General features: G+C 67.8%; 15 protein-coding genes. 6 read left to right on the top strand and 9 right to left on the bottom strand.

From position 1 onward, the window contains the following. The first annotated feature begins 49 nt into the window (after positions 1–49). Both pyrF and ACPYOD_RS07965 read left to right on the top strand, forming a co-directional pair. The gene (pyrF, locus tag ACPYOD_RS07970) at positions 50–862 is read left to right on the top strand and encodes an orotidine-5'-phosphate decarboxylase (RefSeq protein WP_481301203.1); all 813 of its coding nucleotides are present in this window, start codon (positions 50–52) and stop codon (positions 860–862) included. A 122-nt stretch (positions 863–984) separates the two neighbouring features. Continuing rightward, entirely contained in the window at positions 985–1368 is a 384-nt protein-coding gene (locus ACPYOD_RS07965; RefSeq protein WP_167021949.1) for a DNA-binding protein, read from the top strand. Between the two features lie 57 nt (positions 1369–1425). Here ACPYOD_RS07965 and def read toward each other — a convergent pair whose 3' ends face one another. After that, the gene (gene def / locus ACPYOD_RS07960) at positions 1426–1962 is read right to left on the bottom strand and encodes a peptide deformylase (RefSeq protein ID WP_481301202.1); all 537 of its coding nucleotides are present in this window, start codon (positions 1960–1962) and stop codon (positions 1426–1428) included. Between the two features lie 193 nt (positions 1963–2155). Between def and ACPYOD_RS07955 the strand changes: the two genes are divergently transcribed. After that, positions 2156–4231: a carbon starvation CstA family protein gene (locus ACPYOD_RS07955; RefSeq protein ID WP_481301201.1), complete on the top strand. Its 2076-nt coding sequence runs from the start codon at positions 2156–2158 to the stop codon at positions 4229–4231. Between the two features lie 9 nt (positions 4232–4240). Further along, positions 4241–4444, top strand: coding sequence for a YbdD/YjiX family protein (locus ACPYOD_RS07950; RefSeq protein ID WP_481301200.1), 204 nt, complete (start codon positions 4241–4243; stop codon positions 4442–4444). 379 nt (positions 4445–4823) lie between these two features. On the opposite strand, the gene ACPYOD_RS07945 is transcribed toward ACPYOD_RS07950, so the two are convergent. Continuing rightward, complete coding sequence (locus tag ACPYOD_RS07945; protein WP_481301199.1) at positions 4824–5531, bottom strand: FadR/GntR family transcriptional regulator; 708 nt, start codon at positions 5529–5531, stop codon at positions 4824–4826. Positions 5532–5662: 131 nt separating this feature from the next. Here ACPYOD_RS07945 and ACPYOD_RS07940 point away from each other — a divergent pair, with 131 nt between their 5' ends. Next, positions 5663–6796 (top strand): aldose epimerase family protein, encoded by a 1134-nt coding sequence (locus tag ACPYOD_RS07940; RefSeq protein WP_481301198.1) that lies wholly within the window; start codon positions 5663–5665, stop codon positions 6794–6796. Between the two features lie 61 nt (positions 6797–6857). Here ACPYOD_RS07940 and ACPYOD_RS07935 read toward each other — a convergent pair whose 3' ends face one another. From ACPYOD_RS07935 to xerD, 5 genes are all read right to left on the bottom strand, one after another. Next, positions 6858–7760: a DMT family transporter gene (locus ACPYOD_RS07935; protein ID WP_481301197.1), complete on the bottom strand. Its 903-nt coding sequence runs from the start codon at positions 7758–7760 to the stop codon at positions 6858–6860. Beyond that, the gene (locus ACPYOD_RS07930) at positions 7757–8611 is read right to left on the bottom strand and encodes a glycosyltransferase family 2 protein (protein ID WP_481301196.1); all 855 of its coding nucleotides are present in this window, start codon (positions 8609–8611) and stop codon (positions 7757–7759) included. Before ACPYOD_RS07930 ends, ACPYOD_RS07935 begins: the two co-directional genes overlap by 4 nt. A 19-nt stretch (positions 8612–8630) precedes the next feature. After that, on the bottom strand, positions 8631–12494 hold the full coding sequence (gene purL / locus ACPYOD_RS07925; RefSeq protein WP_481301195.1) for a phosphoribosylformylglycinamidine synthase: 3864 nt from the start codon (positions 12492–12494) through the stop codon (positions 8631–8633). A 207-nt stretch (positions 12495–12701) separates the two neighbouring features. Beyond that, positions 12702–13454: a DsbC family protein gene (locus ACPYOD_RS07920; RefSeq protein ID WP_481301194.1), complete on the bottom strand. Its 753-nt coding sequence runs from the start codon at positions 13452–13454 to the stop codon at positions 12702–12704. Positions 13455–13540: 86 nt separating this feature from the next. Continuing rightward, complete coding sequence (xerD, locus tag ACPYOD_RS07915; protein WP_481301252.1) at positions 13541–14458, bottom strand: site-specific tyrosine recombinase XerD; 918 nt, start codon at positions 14456–14458, stop codon at positions 13541–13543. Between the two features lie 94 nt (positions 14459–14552). Between xerD and ACPYOD_RS07910 the strand changes: the two genes are divergently transcribed. Next, positions 14553–15029, top strand: a complete 477-nt coding sequence (locus ACPYOD_RS07910; protein ID WP_481301193.1) for an RDD family protein — start codon at positions 14553–14555, stop codon at positions 15027–15029. A 27-nt stretch (positions 15030–15056) separates the two neighbouring features. Here the strand turns inward: ACPYOD_RS07910 and ACPYOD_RS07905 are convergent, their stop codons facing one another. Both ACPYOD_RS07905 and ACPYOD_RS07900 read right to left on the bottom strand, forming a co-directional pair. Then, positions 15057–17054 (bottom strand): hypothetical protein, encoded by a 1998-nt coding sequence (locus tag ACPYOD_RS07905; RefSeq protein ID WP_481301192.1) that lies wholly within the window; start codon positions 17052–17054, stop codon positions 15057–15059. Positions 17055–17111: 57 nt separating this feature from the next. After that, positions 17112–17790 (bottom strand): hypothetical protein (locus ACPYOD_RS07900; protein WP_481301191.1); only part of this gene is annotated, 679 nt, incomplete at its 5' end.

Below are 17790 nucleotides of genomic sequence, written 5' to 3'. Positions count from 1 at the left end.
GCCGCTGAAGCGGCTCCCACACAATCACCCTGGCCGAGGAACGATACCCATGAACTTCATGACCGCCCTCAAGGACGCCTGGCGCCGCAACGACTCGCTCGTGTGCGTCGGCCTGGACCCGGAACCCGGCCGGTTGCCCGCGGGCCTCACCGGCACCGAGGGCATCTTCAGCTTCTGCCGCGACATCGTCGACGCCACCGCGGACCAGGTCTGCGCATACAAACCGCAGATCGCCCACTTCGCCGCGCAGCGGGCCGAAGGCGTCCTGGAACGGCTGATCGAATATATCCACGACAGGCATCCGGGCATTCCGGTCATCCTCGACGCGAAACGCGGCGACATCGGCTCCACGGCAAAGCACTACGCCAGCGAGGCGTTCGACCGCTACGGCGCCGACGCCGTCACCTTGAACCCCTACCTCGGCCACGACTCCATCGCGCCGTTCCTGGAGCGGGCCGACAAAGGCGTGATCCTCCTCTGCCGCACGTCCAATCCGGGCGGGAAAGACTTCCAGGCGCTCGACTGCGGCGGCCAACCGCTCTACCTCCGCGTCGCGGAAACCATCGCGAGGGAATGGAACGGCAACGGCAATTGCGCCCTGGTCACCGGCGCCACCTGGCCGGAAGAACTGGGGCTCGTACGCGGCGTGGTGGGCGACATGCCGCTGCTGGTTCCCGGTATCGGCGCCCAGGGCGGTGACGTCGCCGCGGTGATGGCGAACGGACGCACATCCGACGGCACCGGCCTCATGATTTCGTCGTCGCGCGCGATCCTTTACGCTGGTTCAGGCTCGGACTTTGCCGAACTGGCACATCGCACGGCCGAGGAAATGAGAAAATTCGTCAATTCGTTCCGCCTTTGATGAGTAAAATCAAAGGCAGTCGCAAATTGGACGAGTTGGCAACTGGAAAAGCGTCACGCTCCCGCTCCGCGCTATCGAACAATACCCGGACAGTAGCGCCCAAGCGTTCGATCGGAGTTGTCATGTCCCCTACTAACCGAGGTTTTTCCCAACGTCTGCATGTCGCGCTGGACATGGCCGGCGTGAAGAAAGGCCGCGGCCGCATCACCCAGTTGGCCGATCTTTTCGACGTCAGCCGGGAAACGGCAAGGAAGTGGCTCAGCGATCTCGGCCTTCCGGAACTGGAACGGCAGATCGACATGGCCGTCCGTTTCGGCGTCAATTTCGAGTGGCTCGCCACCGGCCGCGGCGCACCCAGCGGCGCCACCGGCGTGCGCGAAAGCCCGGCCCTCTACCGCGCCGATTCCCGCGAGCAGCTGCGCCTCGTCGGCCTCGTCAGCCGCATGCCGAAAGAGCGCCGCAAGGCGCTCCTGGTGATCATCGAAGCCCTGGCCGACGCCGAATAACGGTCACTTGTGGGAGCCGGCGCGAGCACCCATCGCCGCTGAAGCGGCTCCCACAGGTCAGTCGTCCGGCACGTCCATGCCGGGAAACAGCACGTCGGTGAAGCCGAAGCGGGTGAAGTCGGTGATGCGCGACGGATACAGGCGGCCGATCAGGTGATCGCATTCGTGCTGTACCACCCGCGCATGGAAGCCTTCGGCGGTCCGGTCGATCGGCAGGCCTTCCGGGTCGACGCCCTGATAGCGGATCAGCGAATAACGGTTCACCGCGCCCCGCAGGCCCGGCACGGAAAGGCAGCCCTCCCAGCCTTCCTCCATGTCCTGGGAAAGCGGCGTGATCACGGGATTGAGCAGGATCGTACGGGGCACCGGCGGCGCGTCGGGATACCGTTCGCTGCTGTCGAAGCCGAAGATCACCAGCTGCAGGTCCACTCCGATCTGCGGCGCGGCCAGGCCGACGCCGCCGGCATCGGCCATCGTGTCGAACATGTCCGCGATGAGGTCGTCGAGTTCGGCCGAGCCGAACATCGCGTCGGGCACGGGTGGGGCGATGCGCAGCAGGCGCTCGTCACCCATTTTCAGGATCTCGCGGATCATGCGCTTTCCGGGGAGTGGGGATACCTCCAGCATGGCGCCGGAGGGCCTCCGGCTCAAGCCTCGTGCGCTGTCGGGCACCCTGTTCCGGCACTCCGCCATTCGACCAATGGCTAATACGTGGAGGCCCTCGTGGTCATTGACCCCCAAGGCGACGGGGACGACCCTTGGGGCATCCGCAGGCGGAGCTCCAACCATGCAAAGCGTCATTCCCAAACCCAGTCCGGCCGGCAAGATCCTCTGGGCCGCCATCGCCATCGTCGGGGCCTGGTGCCTCGGCGTCATCGCCCTGCGACGCGGCGAACCGATCAACGCCATCTGGCTGGTCACCGCCTCCATTGCGGTATTCCTCATCGGCTACCGCTTCTACAGCCGCATGATCGCCACGAAGGTGTTGCAACTCGACCCCTCGCGCGCCACCCCGTCGGTCCTTCGCAACGACGGCCTCGACTACGTGCCCACCGACCGCTGGGTGGTGTTTGGCCACCACTTCGCCGCTATCGCAGGCGCCGGACCGCTCGTCGGCCCCGTGCTTGCGGCGCAGATGGGCTACCTGCCCGGCACGCTCTGGATCCTGGTCGGCGTGGTGTTCGCCGGCGCGGTGCAGGACTTCATGATCCTCGGTCTCTCGCTGCGGCGCGACGGCCGGTCGCTCGGCCACATGCTGCGCGAAGAGCTCGGCGAGGTGCCCGGTGTCATCGCCATGGTGGGCGTCCTCGTCCTCATGATGATCGTGCTGGCCGTGCTGGCGCTGGTCGTCGTGAAGGCGCTTACGCACAGCCCATGGGGCACGTTCACCGTGGCCGCCACGATTCCCATCGCCCTGCTGATGGGCGTGTACCTGCGCTTCATCCGGCCCGGGCGCATCCTCGAAGTGTCGATCATCGGCCTCGTGCTGCTGCTGGCGTCGATCTGGTACGGAAAGACCGTCAACGACACGCCGGCGCTGGCCGCCCTGTTCGACTTCGACGCCAAGGCCCTGGCCTGGCTGCTGATCGGCTACGGCTTCTTCGCCTCGGTGCTTCCCGTGTGGCTGCTGCTCGCGCCGCGCGATTACCTGTCCACCTTCCTCAAGATCGGCACCATCGCCCTTCTCGCCCTGGCGATCTTCCTCGCCGCGCCGACGCTGCAGATGCCCGCGGTCACGAAATTCATCGACGGCACAGGACCGGTGTTCGCCGGCAATCTCTTCCCGTTCCTCTTCATCACCATCGCCTGCGGCGCGGTGTCCGGATGGCATTCCATCATCGCCTCGGGCACTACACCGAAGCTGCTCGCCAACGAGGGCGAGGCGCGGCTGGTCGGCTACGGCGGCATGCTCATGGAAGCCTTCGTGGCCATCATGGCCCTGATCGCGGCGGCGTCGCTGCATCCGGGCGTGTATTTCGCCATGAACTCGCCCGGTGCGCTGGTCGGCACCACGGCCGAGCAGGCCGCGCAGACCATCAGCAGCTGGGGCTTCCTCGTCACCCCGGCGGAACTGACCGATACCGCGCGCAACATCGGCGAAGGCACGATCCTCGGCCGCGCCGGCGGTGCGCCCACCCTGGCGGTGGGCATGGCGCAGCTGCTGCACGGGATCATGCCCGGCGAAGGCATGATGGCGCTCTGGTACCACTACGCCATCCTGTTCGAAGCCCTGTTCATCCTGACCACCGTAGACGCCGGCACTCGCGTGGGCCGCTTCATGATCCAGGAACTGGCGGGCATGGCCTGGGCGCCGTTGAAGCAGACGGAGTCGTGGATCGGCAACATCGTGGCCACCGTGATCTGCGTCGGCCTCTGGGGTTACTTCCTGTACCAAGGCGCCGTCGATCCGCTCGGTGGCATCAATACGTTGTGGCCGCTGTTCGGCATCGCCAACCAGATGCTGGCCGCCATCGCGCTCATGCTGGCGACGGTCGTCACCGTGAAACTGAAGCGCGAGCGCTACGTACTCGTGCCGGCGGTTCCGGCCGCATGGCTGGTGGTGTGCACGCTCACCGCGGGCTGGCAGAAGATCTTCGACGCGAAGATCAGCTTCACCGCGGCGGCGCAGAAGTACGCGGACGCCATGGCTTCGGGCAAGCTGCTCGCGCCGGCGAAGTCGATGGACGAGATGCAACGCATCATCACCAACAATCGCGTGGACATGGCCCTCACGGCGCTGTTCATGCTGCTGGTGCTGACCATGCTGTTTTTCTCGCTCCGCTCCATCGTCCGCGCATGGCGCGCCACCCACCCGACCGCGCACGAGGAACCGTACGTCGCGCTGTCGAGCGTGGCGCAGTAAGGAGCCGACATGGAAACGAACACACAAGCGCCGCGTTCGCTCTGGCAACGGGCGGTACAAACCGCGCGCCTCTGCTGCGGTGTACCCGACTACGACGTCTACGTGAAACACCTGCGGGAACACCACCCGGAACGCCCCGTACCGAGCTACGGGGAGTTCTTCCGCGAACGGCAGGAAGCCCGGTATCGCGGCACAGGCGGGCGCTGTTGTTGAACCGCTGAAGCCCTGTCGCCTCTGCGTTCGCAGGGGCGATGTGCTTTTGGCGATGTCCTGTCTCCGCTAGCGAACTCGTGTTGCGTGTCCGCTTCGTAGGCGCGACCGTAGGTTGAAGGCGGCAGTGTGTTTGTATTCGCACGCCTGCGCCCGTCTGTAGGAACCGCTATAGCGGCGAGACAACCTCGCGACATGCCCCACGGCTCTTTTGTGGGAAGCGCGCTGGCGCGCGAACCATCTCGCCACACCGTCGCGAGCACCCGTTCGCGCCAGCGCGCTTCCCATACTTCCCACAGGGTCCCGTCTATCTTGCGAGGATCGCGCGAGCTTGCCTCGCCGCCATGGCGGCTCCTACAGGGAATGCGGTACTGCCATTTCGTCAGCGGCGGCGGGATTTTCGCATGTTGGCGCGGGAGTCCGCGATCATCGTTTGCATGGCGGCGGCGGCTTCGTTCGGGCGGCGGCGGCGGATGGCTTCATACACTGCGCGATGCTGCGGCAGCGAATACTTGAAGTTCTTCGCCGTGCGCGCCGACATCACGAAGAACGTGGCCAGGGCCGTTTCGATCACCGAGAACAGGGAGCTCAGGAGTTCATTGTTCGTCGCCAGCAACACCGCTTCGTGGAAGCGCAGGTCCGCGGTCGCCCAATCGTCCAGGGTCTGTGCGTCTTCCATCGCCTCCAGCGCCTCGCGGATCGCCTCCAGTTGCTCCGCATCGCGCCGCCGCGCGGCCGCCATGACCGCCGCCGGCTCGACGATGCCGCGCATTTCCACCAGCTTGTCGACGAAGTCGTCCGTGGGCAGCGAGGCACAACGCCAGCCAAGTACGTCCGGGTCCAGGTGGTTCCAATAGCGCGAATCGCGCACTCGCATACCCGTCTTCTGGCGCGTCTCGATCAGGCCCTTTGCCGCGAGCACCTTCAAAGCCTCGCGCAGGACCGTGCGGCTCACCGCCATCTGGCTCGCGAGCTGCGCCTCGCCCGGTAGCGGGTCGCCGGGCTGGAATACGCCGCCGACGATGGATTCGCCCAGGTCTTCCACCACCTGCGTGTGCAGGTTCCGGCCACTCCCTTTCCTCGCCGCCATCGCATCCTCCCCCAGAGACTTCCTCGCCCCATCCTACCCGAGCGCGGCGATGGACATTGACGCGGCGCAACTTGTCAATTGTCCAACAAATATGATCTGGTCCCCAGGGGACCATTCGAAGGGTAGACATCATGAAGAAGATAGGGACGAGCCTCGCGGCCGCCATGCTGCTGGCCATCGGCACCGGCGCCAGCGCCGGGGAGGCCTCGAAGGCCTCGTTCGGCCGCACGCCCGACGGCAAGGAGGTTACGCTGGTCACGCTGACCAACGGTCACGGCATGACCGCGAAGATCCTTTCGCTGGGCGCCGCGCTCTACGCCCTCGACGTGCCCGACCGCAACGGCAAGCCCGGCGACATCGTGCTCGGCTATCCCGACCTCAAGGGCACGTTCGCCAAGCCGCAATACTTCGGCGACACGGTCGGACGCTATGCCAACCGCATCGCCAAGGGGAAGTTCACGCTGGACGGCAAGGCCTATTCGGTGCCCGTGAACGACGGACCCAACTCGCTGCACGGCGGCAAGGTGGGCTTCGACAAGGTCGTGTGGACCGTGGACAAGGTGGAATCCGGTGCGCGTCCGAGCGTCACCCTCACGTACGTGAGTCCGGACGGCGACCAGGGTTATCCCGGCAAGCTCACCACCACGGCCACCTACGCCATCGACGACAAGAACGAACTGACGATCGAATACACCGCCACCACCGACGCACCGACCATCGTCAACATTACCAACCATACGTACTGGAACCTCGCGGGCGAAGGCTCCGGAAGCGTGATGGACCAGCGGCTGATGATCGCCGGCGACGCCTACCTGCCCACCGATGCCACGGCCATTCCCACCGGTGAGGTGCGCAACGTCGCGGGTACCGATTTCGACTTCCGCAAGGCGAAGCCCATCGGACGGGATATCCGCGATGCGAAGGAACAGCAGCTCGTGTTCGGCCGTGGGTACGACCACAACTGGGTCATCTCGCGGAAGGAGGCTGCGCAGCCGCGCGAGGTGGCACGCGTGAGCGATCCGAAGAGCGGCCGCGTGCTGTCGCTATGGTCGGCACAGCCGGGCCTGCAGTTCTATTCCGGCAACTTCCTCGATGGCACCACGTCGGGCAAGGCGGGTGGCGTCTACCGGCAGGGCGACGCGTTCGCGCTCGAACCGCAGCTGTTCCCGGATACACCCAACCAACCGGCTTTCGGTTCGGCCAGGCTGGCACCGGGCCAGACGTACCGGAACCTGATGATCTACAAGTTCTCGGTCGAGAAATAAGCCGGGAGCTGTGGGACCGCTTCAGCGGCGATGGTGCTCGTGGCGAAGTTGCCCGCTTTGGTCACACTTCGTGGTGCAACGCTTCCGCCGGTTTGCGCCGGCGGAAGCGCGGCGCCAGTTCCACCATGTACATCGCGGCGAGTACCAGCGTGCCACCGGCGAGCATGCGTCCGGTGAGCACGTCGACGCCGAGCAGTACCGCGAAGCCCGCCGCGAACACCGGCTCGGTGGTCATGACGATGGCGGCCCGCGTGGCGGGCATGTGCGCCTGCGCCCAGGTCTGCACCAGCATGGCGAGCGCGCCGGCGACGAGCGCCATGTAGAGCACCGCCAGCCAGGCCTTCCCGTCGGGCGGCAGGGCCGGGCCGCCGTGCGGCAGCGTGATCGCCGTGCATACCGCCGCGATGCCCACCATCTGGATGGCGGACATGCCGAAGGCATCGCCGGGTTTCGACCAATGGCCCAGTCCCACGATGTGCAGCGCGTACAGGGCTGCCGATGCCAGCGTCAGCAGCACGCCGGCGTCCACCTCGAAGCCGTTCAACGCGAGCACGCCGAGGCCGAGCGTGGCGAGCAGCACGGCAAGCCAGGTGGTCCACGGCATGCGCTGACGGAACAGCAGCAGCGAGAGGATGGGAGTGATCACCACATACATGCCGGTGACGAAGCCGCTGACGCTGGGCGACGTTCGGGCCAGCCCTTCGGTCTGCAGCCACTGCGCCACGCCGTACAGCACACCAAGGCCCAGGCCGCGCAGCAACTGAGGGCGGCCGAGCCGCAGCAAGGGCAGTGCGAACAAGGCAAGCATGGCGACTGCGGCGATGATGAAGCGCACCGCGAGGAAATCGGCGACCGGCATCCGTCCGACCACGTCCTTGATGAGGGCGAACGTGGAACCCCAGATGGCGGTGACCGCGAGCAGGCCGAGCGTGGCCAGGCCGGCCCCGCGTGTCGTACCGCTCATCGGCGCTTCCGCAGGAGTTGGCCGGGAATCTTCAGGAGGAAGTGCGCCCATATGCCCAGCCACACCGTCATGCGCACCAGCACGTTGCGCGCCGCGGGATCGTGCCGGCGGAACCACAGATACATGCTGCGGTGTTTGTGCCGGCTGACGAAGACAGGACGATGCCGGCTCGAGCCGCCTTTACCATGCAACACACGCACGTCGCCGGCGAGCAGCACCTTGTAACCGGCGTCGCGGGCACGGCGGCAGAGGTCCATGTCCTCGCAGTGCAGGAAAAAGGTTTCGTCGAAACCATGCAGGCGCTCGAACACGTCGCGCGGCATGAGCACGATGGCGCCGGAAACGATCTCCACCTCTTCCGCGCCGTCGGGCATCGGGCCGCGGATATCGATGCCCGCATCGCCGCCACGCCCGAGCTTGGTGGCGAGCGAGCGGCGAAGCAATGGGTCGCGCCGGCGCGACGCGGGATCGGGGTTGCCATCGGCGTCGCAGACCACGGCGCCCACGACACCCGTATGCGCGTCGACGTGCGCCGCCATGCGGCGGATCGTGTCCGTTTCCACGAGGCAGTCGGGATTCAATACGAGCAACCGTGTGCCCCGCGCCTGCGCGGCGCCACGGTTCACGGCGGGGCCGAAACCGAGGTTGGCTCTGTTGTAGACGATGCGCACGCGCTCGTCGTCAGCATAAGCGCGGTCGAGCGCTTCGGGTACGCCGTCGGTGGAACCGTTGTCGACGACGATCACCTCCACCGGCACGTCGCTCGCGAGCGCGTGCTCCACGCATTCGCGCGTGAAGGGGCCGCTGTCCGCGAGGACGATGACGATGCTGGTGAGGGGTGTGTCGTTCATCGCCTCTGGCCGGCTGGGATCAGCCCACCCACACGCGCGCATTGCGGAACATGCGCATCCACGGGGAATCCTCGCCCCACTGCTCCGGATGCCAGCTCAGTTGCGCCGTACGGAACACCCGTTCCGGGTGCGGCATCATGATCGTGACGCGGCCATCTGCGGCGGTGAATGCGGCAAGGCCACCCGGCGAACCGTTCGGGTTCAGCGGATAGCTTTCCGTGGGCTTGCCGCGATTGTCCACGAAACGCGCCGCGGCGTGGCTCTTCGACGGGCTGCACACCAACGGGAAATGCACCCTGCCCTCGCCGTGTGCCACTGCCACCGGAATGCGCGAGCCGGCCATGCCGCGGAAGAAGATGCTGCCCGAGTCGAGGATCTCGAGAGTGGCCACGCGCGCCTCGTACTGTTCCGACTGGTTGCGCAGGAACTGCGGCCAGTGCTTCGCGTCGGGAATGATGTCCTTCAGGCCGGACATCATCTGGCAGCCGTTGCACACGCCGAGGGCGAAACGCGAGCCGTCCTCGAAGAAGCGGGCGAACTGCTCGCGCAGCGCATCGTTGTAGAGGATGGACGTGGCCCAACCGCGGCCCGCGCCGAGCACGTCGCCGTAGGAGAAGCCGCCGCAGGCGGCGAGGCCCACGAAGTCCTTGAGGTGGTGCCTGCCGGACGCGAGGTCGGTCATGTGCACATCGACGGCGTCGAACCCGGCGCGGCTGAAGGCGGCCGCCATCTCCACCTGGCCGTTGACGCCCTGCTCGCGCAGGATCGCCACGCGCGGCCGCACGCCGGTCGCGATGTACGGCGCCGCGACGTCCTCGGTCGGATCGAACACCAGCTTCGGCGAGATGCCCGGATCGGCGTCGTCGAGACGCCACTCGTTTTCCTGGTCGGCGCTGTGCGGATTGTCGCGCAGGCGCTGCATGGCATAGCTGGTTTCGTTCCAGGTGCGGAACAGTTCGGTCCAGTTCCACTTGAACGCCGGCTCGCCGCCGAGGTACAGCTTGATGCCGAGCTTTTCCTTCGGACGGCCCACGTTGTGCGTGAGCCCGGCGAGGTTGTGCTTCACCAGCAGCTGCTCGAACGCCTCGCGATTCGCGGCGGCCACCTGCACGACGGCACCCAGTTCCTCGTTGAACAGGGCGCGCAGCGTCGCATCGGCCCAGCCGTCGAGGCGCAGTTCCAGGCCGCAATGGCCGGCGAACGCCATCTCCAGCAGCGTAACGATGGCACCGCCGTCGGAGCGGTCGTGGTAGGCGAGGAGCAGGCCGGCGCGGTTCGCTTCCTGGATCAGGTCGAACATCGCGCGCAGGCGCTTCGGGTCGTCGAGATCGGGCGGCACGCCACCGCCGCGATTGAAGACCTGGGTGAGTGCGGAACCGCCGAGACGGTCGCGACCGGCACCGAGGTCGATCAGCCAGAGGTCGGTATCGCCCCGGTCGAGCTTCAGCTGCGGCGTGAGTGTGCGGCGTACGTCATCGACGCGGGCGAAGCCGGTGATCACCAGCGACACCGGCGACACCGTCTTCTGCGGCTTGCCGTTCTCGTCCGTCCATACGGTCTGCATGGACAGCGAGTCCTTGCCGACGGGAATGGCGATGTCGAGCGACGGACACAATTCCATGCCGACGGCCTTCACCGCGTCGAACAAGGCGGCGTCTTCACCCGCATGGTTCACCGCGGCCATCCAGTTCGCGGACAGGCGCACTTCGTCGAGCTTCACGGATGCGGCGGCGAGGTTGGTAATGGCCTCGCCCACCGCCATGCGCGCTGCGTCGGCGCTGGAGAGCAGCGCCACGGGGGCGCGTTCGGCCATTGCCATGGCTTCGCCGGTATAGCCTTCGAAGTCGGTCATCGTGACCGCCACGTCGGCCACCGGCACCTGCCACGGACCGACCATGGGATCGCGTGCATTCAGGCCGCCGACCGTGCGGTCGCCGATGGTGATCAGGAAGTTCTTGCTGCCCACCGCGGGCAGGCGCAGCACGCGCATCAGCGCCTCGTCCATGCCGATGCCGGTGAGGTCGGCGACGAGGTCGACGCGCGGCTTCACCCGCTTCGCGTCACGGTGCATGCGCGGCGGCTTGCCGAACAGCACGTCCATGCGCAGGTCGATGACCGTGAGATCGCGGCGCGGATCGCGCACGATGAGGCGGGGTTCTTCGGTGGCGTCGCCGACGACGGCAAACGGGCAGCGCTCGCGGGCGCAGAAGGACTCGAACAGCTCGAGGTCTTCGCTGCCGATGGCGAGCACGTAGCGCTCCTGCGACTCGTTGCTCCACACCTGCATGGGCGAGAGGTTCGGGTCATCCGTCGGGAGCTTCGACAGGTCGATGATGCCGCCGACACCCGCGTCGTTGAGGATCTCGGGGATGGCGTTGGACACGCCGCCCGCGCCGACGTCATGGATGCTGACGATGGGATTGCGATCGCCGCGCGCCCAGCAGGCATCGATGACCTGCTGGCAGCGGCGTTCCATCTCCGGGTTGTCGCGCTGCACGGAAGCGAAGTCGAGTTCCGCGCTGGACGTGCCGGATGCAACCGACGAGGCGGCGCCGCCACCCAGGCCGATCAGCATGGCCGGACCGCCGAGCACGATCACCTTGTCGCCGGGACGAACCTTGCGCTTCTGCACGTGCTCGGGACGGATGGCGGCGAGGCCGCCGGCGATCATGATCGGCTTGTCGTAGCCGCGACGCACGCCCTTGTCGCCGCTTTCCTGCTCGAACGTGCGGAAATAACCGCCGAGCGCCGGACGGCCGAATTCGTTGTTGAACGCGGCGGCACCGAGCGGACCGTCGCGCATGATCTCGAACGCCGACGCCATGCGCGGCGGGAGCGGACGCTCCTTCTCCCACGGGCGCGGCAGCCCGGGAATGCGCAGGTGCGATACGGAGAAACCGGTGAGGCCGGCCTTCGGCTTGCCACCGCGGCCCGTCGCGCCCTCGTCGCGGATTTCGCCGCCCGCACCGGTGGCGGCGCCCGGCCACGGCGCGATCGCCGTCGGGTGGTTGTGCGTCTCGACCTTGATGGCATACGGCGCGGCTTCGGCCACCGTGCGGAACACGCCGTCGTTCGGGTCCACGAACAGGCGCTTGCCCTCGTAGCCCTCGATGACCGCGGCATTGTCGTGGTACGCGGAGAGCGTGTGCGCGGGCGACTTCTGGTGCGTGTTCTTGATCATGCCGAACAGCGACGATTCCTGCGTGGCACCGTCGAGCGTCCAGGTGGCATTGAATACCTTGTGCCGGCAATGCTCGGAGTTCGCCTGCGCGAACATCATGAGTTCCGCATCGGTGGGCGCGCGGCCCATCTCGGCGTAACGCGTGGCGAGGTAGTCGATCTCGTCGTCCGCCAGCGCCAGGCCGAGTTCGGCGTTGGCGGCGGACAGGGCCGCGCGCGCATCGCCGTCCAGTTCGATGCGTCCGAGCGGGCCGGGTTCACCGGCGAGGAACAGACCCTTCGCCTGCTCCAGCGCATCCAGCGGCGACTGCACCATCGGGTCGCAGAAGGCGGCCATCACGGCGGCATACGCCGGGTGGTCGTCGGCCGGCATGCCGGTGACGCGCCACGCCGTGCCGCGCTCCACGCGCCGCACGTCGAAGCCCGCGCCGTGGAGGATGTCGGTGGCCTTGCTGGACCACGGCGAAATGGTGCCGAGGCGCGGTACGATCCAGAACGTGGCTTCCTCTGGCGTACCGACCTTCGCTTCGAGCACCGCGAGGAGGCGCGCGCGAGCATCGCCTTCGGGCGCGGTGTCGGCGTCGACGAAGTAGGTGAACCAGGCGGCCTGCACGCGCGTACCGTGATGCAGGGCATCCAGGTGGGCGTTCAGTCGTTCGAGGCGAAAAGGCGAGAGGGCGCTCTGCCCGTCGAGTGCGATCATGCGGGGGGAAAGGCGCAGAAGGAAAACGCCTATTCTACATGATGTTGCGCGGCAGCATGGCTGCCCCCTGCAGGGCCTTGCGGGAGAAGGGCCTCATGGGAGAAGGGCCTTGTGGGAGCCGGCTATGCCGGCGATCCCGCGGTAGCGGGCATGCTTGCCGCGGGCAACCCATCTCCGCTGGAGCGGCTCCCACAGGGGTGGCAGCTATCAGCCGCCGCGGCCCACCGTGCCGGCCGGGGCCTGCAGGGCCTGGAGCAGCTGGGCCGGGGTGACGTAGCCGCCGACCACGTCGCCGTTCTCGGTGACGATGGTGGGGGTGCCGTTTACGCCCAGGCGCTCGCCCAGCTCGAAATCGTCCTTCACCGGGTTGGCGCAGGTGGCGGCCTTGGGCGTCGCGCCCTTCATGGCCTCGTTGAAGGCGTTCTTGCGGTCGGCGCTGCACCAGACCGAGACGGCCTTGGTGTAGGACGGGGTGTCGTTGCCCGCCGTGGTCTTGATGCCTTCGCGCGGCCAGAACACGTATTCGACCGCGATGCCCTGCTTGTTGAACTCGTCGATGTGCGCATGCAGCTGGCGGCAGAAGCCGCAATCGACATCAGTGAAGACGGTGACGGTGTGTTTCGGGTTGGCCGGGGCGTAGATGAGCCGCTGCGACGCCGGCACCTTGGCCAGGGCGGCCTTGCGCGTGGCAGCCCAGCTTGCGGCGCTGAGGTCGGTTTTCGCCTTCAGGTCGATCAGGTTGCCGTTGAGCATGTAGCGCCCGTCGGCGCTCACGTAGACCATGCGCCCGGACGCCACCACCTGGTAGAAACCCTCCATGGGCGCCGGCGCAATGCTGTCGACCTTGATGCCCGGGCCGAGGGCTTCGACCGCGTCGCGCACCGCTTTGTCGTTGTCGGCCGCGCAGGCCGTCATGGCGAACGCGCCAGCGAAGACCGCCGGCAGGATTTTCTTCAACATCGGTACCACTCCATATGCCACCGGGGGAAACGGGGAATCGATTGGATCACGATCCCCGCGTTCGGTTCCCTCGATTGTGGCACGCCTCAGCCCCGCGGGTGGTGCTGGGCGTGAAGGCGCTTCAGGCCCTCCTTGGCCACGAGCGTGTAGATCTGGGTGGTGCTGAGGGCGCTGTGCCCCAGCAGCATCTGCAAGGCACGCAGGTCCGCCCCGTGATTGAGCAGGTGCGTGGCGAAGGAATGTCTCAACACGTGGGGCGAGACCCGGTTGGCCGGGATGCCCACCTGCATGGCATAGCGCTTTACCAGGGTCCAGAACATCTGCCGGGTCATGGCATCGCCGCGCCGCGAGAGGAACAGGGCCAACGGCTGTCCGTGGCCTTGGGCCAGCTGCGGACGCGCTTCGCGCAGGTAGGTTTCGACGTGTGCCAGGGCTTCCTCGCCTACGGGCACCAGGCGGTCCTTGCCACCCTTGCCCGTGACGCGCAGGACTCCCTGGCGCGTGTTCAGACCGGCGAGCGGAAGGTCAACCAGTTCCGATACCCGCAGACCCGACGAGTACATCAATTCGAGCATGGCGCGGTCACGCATGCCCAGCGGCGTGCCGACGTCGGGTGCGACGATGAGCGCCTCGATCTCGCGTTCGGCCAGCGCCTTGGGCAGGCTGCGCGGCATACGCGGACGCTGCATGAGCAGGGTCGGGTCCTCGCGCTTGCCTTCGTCGCGGGCGAGTTGCGCGTAGAACCGCCGGAACGCCGATTGGCGACGGGCCATGCTGCGCACCGACACCGGCTGGCTGCCGTGGTACGCGGAAAGATCGTCGCGCCGGGCCGTGGCCAGCGTGCGGCCGCGCGTGGACAACCAGCGCGCCAGTTGCTGCAGGTCGCGCCGGTAGGCTTCGAGCGTGCGATCGGCAAGGCCGTCCTCGGCCCAGATGCGCTCGATGAAGCGCTCGATGAGGCGGGCGTCGTCAGTGCCGGGTTCGGCAGGAATGGCTTCGTTCACTTCGAGAGGACGCGAAAGGACATGGCCGCGACATGTTCTCACGCTTTGCCGCGGACCTTGCGACAATGGCGCGATGCCGAGCCCAGGGAACCCGATGACCGCACCCGCACCCGCATGGCGCCGCCTTGCCGCCATCGTCTACGACGCACTGGCCGTCGTCGCCATCGTGATGGTCGTCGGCCTCCTCGCGCAGTTCGCCACCGGCGGTGCTCTGTTCGACGCCCAGGGCCACCTGCGGGCGTGGTGGTACCAGCCGTTGCAAGGCCTCGTGGTTGGCGCTTACTTCCTCGTTTCGTGGGTGCGGGGAGGACAGACGCTCGGCATGCGGCCGTGGCGAATCCGTGTGACGGATGCCACCGGCATGCCTGTCACATGGCGACGCGGTGCCATCCGCCTGGCCGTGGGAGCGCTGCCGCTCGCGCTGCTGACGCTCTACCCGCTCGTGCCGCTGAAGATCGCGCTGTGGGCACCCGTCGCGGGATGGGCGGTGCTGCTCCTGCCCGCCTTCTTCGACCGCCGCCGCCGCGGACTCCACGACATGGCCGCCGGCACCGAAATCCGCGGCCTGTAGGAGCAACCTGCTCGTGCACGCCTGCCGCTAGTGCGAAAACTGGTCGCTCGCGGGAACCCACGAGCCGGAGTTCGCGGAAGGCACCGGCACGTTGATCTTGATCGAGGCCTCGCAACCGTGCGGTAGCGGACCGCCCGTGACGCGGGCGGTGGCGCACAGCGCCGTGTTGTCCAGCGCGACCGGTGCGGCGGCGACGGTGCTGCTGTTGGCCGGCGGAAGGTTCTCCGCAAGGGGCTTAGCGGGCGCCATGGTCTGCACCGTCGCCAGCGCTTCCTGGCTCGCGGGTTTCGCCTGTACGTCCTCGCTGCAACCGAACGTGAAGAGCGAGATGGCTTCTTTCATCGCGCCGCCCGCGTTGCCCGGGCCGACGGTGCAGTTGAGCCTGACACCACGTGGAAGCGAGATGGTGGGATGCGCCGTCGCCGCCTCCGCGCCGTGGCGAATGGCGGTGTCGACGGACGATTCGCCCTTCGGCGTCCAGGCACCTTCGAAGCGCGTGGCCTTGTAGTCGATGTGCACGCGCGAACCGGATTGCGGCACGAGATTGCCGCGCGGCTTCAATTCCACGTACGCGCCGGCTACCTGCCCGGTCTTGTCGCCCTGCCCTCCCACGACACCGTCGTCGCGCTGCGACGTACCGTTCGCGCCCGTGAGGCGCTGGCCCTCGTCCACGCCATTGCGTGCGCCGGGCGTGCCGGTGTCCGCGGCGGCACCGGGGGTATTCGAGCCGGATGCCTCAGCCGTGGTCTGACCAGGAACGAGCGGCTGAGCAGGCGGCCCCTGCGCCTCGCCGGCGGCGCGTGCCGCTTCCGCCTTCCCCTGTTCAGCCTGCGCCTGCGCGGTGGATTCGCCCGCGGCGATATCGCCGGGTGCCTGCCCGGGCGGCTGCGGCGCGGTGTCCACGCCCGCCACCGGCCGCTGTACGTCGCCCGGCGTGACCGCGGGCGCCTGGACGGCTGGACGCACGTCGGCAGCGACGGGGGCGGACACGGTGGGCTTCGCCGTCGCGTCGGGAAGGGGCACCGCTTCGAGCTCGGCCGTGGCCTCGACAGGAGGCGCACGAACAGGTTCGACCGATACTTTCGGAGGCACGGGGCGCGTATCGAGTGCGAGATCCGGCTTCGGCGCCGTCGGCTCCGGCGCGGTGGCCGGCAGCGGCGTGTCCTGCGGCGTCGGCGGAGCGGACGACGTCTCCACTTCGGGGCGCGGCACGGTGGCGAGCGTCATCGCGGTCGTCGGCACCGGCGCGGTGCGTTCGGCCGTGATCGTCGGCGGCGTGGGCGTGACGGCCATTTGTGCCGCGGGTGTTTCCGGAAGCGCGAGGGACGCCGGCGGCGGCATGGGCGCGGTGCCTTCCGCCTGGGCGCGGCGCACCGGCTCGGGTTGGAAGCGGGGCGGGACGACCGTCGGTTTCGGCGCATCCACGGCCAGGTCGGGCGGCGCAGGCGTCGGCAGCGGCACCTTCTCCAATTCCGGCTGCGGCGGCGGGGCCTTCGGCTGGCTGAGAGGCCGCTCCGCGACCGCGACGACGCTCGGCGGCGGTGCGCTGAGCTTCACGTCGGGCTTCACTTGGGGTGGCTGCGCGGCCGGCACGGCGATGGCGGGAAGGGGTTTGGTCGCGGAGGCCACGGCAGCGGCATGGGAACCGCTGGAGGCGCGGCTGGCCTTCGAGCGCGCGGTATTCCAGCGCGTCTTGGCGACCGGCGCCTTGGACGGCGTGCCGCGTACCGGCGGCACGGGAGGCGGTGGCTTGTCGATGAGGCGCACGAGCAACGCGTTTTCGTCCGGCTGCTCGGGAGGCGGCGGCAATACCTCGTACGCGGGGCCCAGGATCATCCCGAACAGGAAAAGCAGGTGGACCACGATGGTGCCCACCCAGCCGAGGACGCGGAGCAGGCGGTCGCGCGGCTTCTCGCGAAGACGGCGGCGATACACCAGCGCACGCATCGCCGCCTCCCGCGGCGACACGGGCAGCGAGTTCGCGGCGATCTGGCGATCGCTGTCCGGTTGGTACGTCTTGGGCATGGACGGCTAGTGTCCATGCTGCGGCGACCGCGCACAATCGCCGGATGCGGCGAGCGACTACTTGCCCGTGCGCCGCTCGCGTTCCGCGTTCTCCTGGTCCATCGCCTTCAGCGGGATGTCGGACGCGCAGCCCTGCGGCAGCGGCTTGTCCGCACGGAAGGCAGCGATGCATTCGGCCTCGGTGGGCGGCACCGGCTGGCCGGGCAAGTCCTTCACGGCCGGATTCGCCGGCGCCATGTTGAGCCGCACGTCGCCGTCCTTCGCGGCCGCCTTCGAGGGGTCTTCCCCGCCGCAGCCTACCGGAAGCACGAAGAAGACCGTGGCGCATTTCACTCGCACGCCATGCCCGAGGTCGATGGTCTTCTTCACCGTCGTGTTCTCGATGGCGCGACGAAGACCCTTGTTGAGCAGGTTTTCGTCCCGCGGCGCCCAATCCTTTTCGAACCGCGTCTGCGTGTACGTCACCGTGGTCTTGTGCGACATGATCCCGCTGTCGTCGGTGGGCTTGCGCGCCACGAAGTCCGCCTGGGTTTTCCCGTCTCCTCCCTGCTTCGGCATCACGATGCTGCCGTCGGCACCGAACAGCACGGGCTTCTGCGCCGGCGTGTCGGACGACGGCGCGGCCGCGGGCGCGGGAGGCTGCGCTGGCGTTTCGACTGTCTTCCGGGGACGCGGAGGCTCGGGACGCGTGGCCTCGGGCGAGCGAACCTTCGGGGGCTGTCTCTTATACACATCT

This window comes from Luteibacter sp. HAY1-4A (assembly GCF_056755355.1).
This window is presented reverse-complemented; position numbering and strand designations above follow the sequence as displayed.